Annotated in this window: 5 protein-coding genes and 1 pseudogene; all 6 read left to right on the forward strand. The window is 36.5% G+C overall.

All coding sequences use genetic code 11. The features are described 5' to 3' along the window. Positions 1–316 (forward strand): annotated as a pseudogene (locus tag AB4232_RS11990) (hypothetical protein); the annotation flags it as partial. After that, positions 317–994, forward strand: coding sequence for a hypothetical protein (locus tag AB4232_RS11995; protein WP_372087182.1), 678 nt, complete (start codon positions 317–319; stop codon positions 992–994). A 303-nt stretch (positions 995–1297) separates the two neighbouring features. Next, positions 1298–1555, forward strand: coding sequence for a hypothetical protein (locus AB4232_RS12000; RefSeq protein ID WP_372087183.1), 258 nt, complete (start codon positions 1298–1300; stop codon positions 1553–1555). A gap of 20 nt (positions 1556–1575) precedes the next feature. Then, positions 1576–1836 carry a YcxB family protein gene (locus tag AB4232_RS12005; RefSeq protein WP_372087184.1) on the forward strand — a complete coding sequence of 87 codons (261 nt, stop codon included), beginning with the start codon at positions 1576–1578 and terminating at the stop codon, positions 1834–1836. A 57-nt stretch (positions 1837–1893) separates the two neighbouring features. Beyond that, positions 1894–2316 carry a hypothetical protein gene (locus AB4232_RS12010; RefSeq protein ID WP_009844731.1) on the forward strand — a complete coding sequence of 141 codons (423 nt, stop codon included), beginning with the start codon at positions 1894–1896 and terminating at the stop codon, positions 2314–2316. A gap of 72 nt (positions 2317–2388) precedes the next feature. Beyond that, on the forward strand, positions 2389–2714 hold a 326-nt coding region (locus AB4232_RS12015), incomplete at its 3' end, for an RHS repeat-associated core domain-containing protein (protein WP_372087185.1).

Raw genomic sequence — 2714 nt, forward strand, 5'->3', positions numbered from 1 at the left:
GTATGTGGATCCGGATGGAAAAATAAAGGGCAGACCGGTAAATCCCAATCCATGGGACCACGCAGTTTACTCAGCCCAAACGAACAGCCAGTGTGTACATGATTGTGTTGAGAGTATGAGAAACTTGTGGACAGAAAGTCTTCCAATAGAACCAGAAAGTAGTAATCCGCAAAGCAAAGCTTCATGTGACGCTACGAATAAAAAAACTAGTTCAAATAATTTTGCTGCAAAAAAATCCAAATCCGAGGCGCAGGAAACAGTGTTTGAATATTTTAGATATCAATCATGTGGAATATATTGTGAATGGAGTTATTAAATGAAAGTAATTGTTAATTACGTAATTGTTTTTTTAGTGTCTATTTCGTCATTGTTGTCATTCGATATACTATCGAAAGAAAGGGAAGTGGAAATGATTGACATAGTAAAGGAGTGTGAGGTTTTAAAAGAAAATGCCGATAACGGTGATCATAAAGGGTATAAAAAACTAACGGATTGCTATTTTTATGGGATGTTGGGGAATATAGGTGAGATTAACTATAAGAAAATTGATTATTATCTAGAGATGGCAGTGGATACCGTAGATGATGATCAAAGTAAGTTATTACTTGCGCGCTCATATATGCACTATCCTAGCCGAAATTGGTTATATGATAAATCTGATAAGTTATTAAATAAAGTAAAGGATAAGGAACAACTACAGTATAAAATTTTATATTGTGATGCTATTATTAGTGGGAAATTTTCAAGTAGTGGTAATTATGATTTAACATGTCTAGAGGAAATAATTGCTCATGGAAATAAACCTGCTTTATATGCGTATATGGAGAATTATAAAAATAACTATCATAAAGGATTAGATTATAAGGAAGAATATTTAAATCTCTTTTATGAAGAAATATCAGATAGCGAATCAGAATCATTAAAGGGGTTTCTTGAAATGAGGTGTTTTTTTATTCCGTTAGAGCTATGTGATCCTGTTAGTGCTTGGGAGTAAAAGTAAATAATAAGGTAAGGTCTAATGAAATGGTTCGCCTCATCGGCACCGACTAAGATAAAGATGAGAATCCACCCGAAAGAGGCAAACGGCTTTGTCTCCAAATAAGTGCTGAAGACGAGGTCTTTCCTTTTACTATAGGGTAAAGGCTTTGGCTAAAAATAAATATTCCTTACATTAATAACTTAAAATGCTAGCCAACAATGTAGGTTTACTAGTTTTGTGTGTTCCGTGTATTGATCTAATACGATTATTGTATTGTTCTACAACTACGCAAGTCGATGTATACATAGGGAAGTTATAATGATCAAATCAATTAAAATTACCAAAAAGAACTACTTGGATTTTTCAGGTTTTGCTTTAAAACGACTGAGTTCATCGCAAGAAAGTACAAAAAAGAACTTTATAAAGAGCATGATGATTGGCTTTTTTATTGCTGTTTTTTTTATGTCAGTAGCTATAAATATTGGAAGGGTTAACTTTTCTAGTTTTCGTTTGCAAACATTTTTAATGACAATGACACTTATTTTTATATTATTCCGGGTTTTATTTATAACTTAATAAAGATAAGGAAATTATCAGTGCCAAATGAAGGTGGTATTATTATTGGCGATAAGACCATTGAGTTAACAGAGGAAGGGATTAATGAAGTGAATCCATTCGGGAGTTGTTTTTACAAATGGGAGGCTGTTGAGTCCGTAGAGGATAACAGTGGAGATGTTTATATTTTTGTGGATAAGCTTGCTGCTTTGATTATTCCTTCTGATTCATTCGAATCTCAGATTGAGGAAGAAAAGCTGGTTTTACTAATAAAGAAATATGCATTGAAGACAAATGATTAAGGCAAGTGGGATAGTGTGTTTTCACCCATTAATGCGTTTAGCATAAGGCAAAGCCCTATGTTTTCTGTTAGAAATCTATCAGCTCTGTTTTATCTTGTAGCGCTTCTTCTGCCGGCTTTTTCCTGCGTTGACGGGCGAGAAAGCAGTTTAACTTATGGTTATCAAGCACTAGTATTTGGCTTCATGCAAGTTTTTGCGGCAACGTTTATGTTGACCACTTGGTTCGACACAGCCATAGCGTTGATGTTCCCATGGTTGGCAAATATCTCTTGGGTGCTAAGCTTGTCTAATAACCAAGGGATAAAAGTGAATCCATGGTCAGTCGTAACCTTATGTGCGCTAATCATTTTCTTTTCTCAGCCGCTAGTAATAGTGGCCGGGGGTAACGGGGCTACCTCTATTTTATCTTTAAAGTTACACTCTGGAGCTTATTTATGGGGCGTTGCGTTGATGCTACCTATATTTATTAAGAATAAATAATTAAAGCATAGAAGAATAGGGTCAGGTCTTGTCTTTTTCCATAATACAAAAGGCTTTGTCTCTGGGTTATTAATGCGTCAGCAGAGCCAGCAAAATATCTACTACATGACTAACCATCTCGGTCACGTCTATGGTGTGTTTGACCAAGCAGGCGAAAGACTCAGCCAACGAGGTTATTCGCCATACGGGCAAGTAAGTGGCGATGGTTTCACTCTACAGCCGTTTGGTATGTCGACCAAACGCTCAGATTTTGAAAGTGGATTAGTTTATTTTGGTTATCGCTTCTATATGCCAAACTTGGGCCGCTGGCTAAACCGCGACCCACTGCAAGAGCAAGGCGGGATTAACCTCTATGCGTATGTGGATGGTGACCCGTTAGGGTATGTGGATCCGGATGG

This window comes from Vibrio sp. 10N.286.46.A8 (assembly GCF_041470165.1).
Classification (GTDB): Bacteria; Pseudomonadota; Gammaproteobacteria; order Enterobacterales; family Vibrionaceae; genus Vibrio; species Vibrio tasmaniensis_A.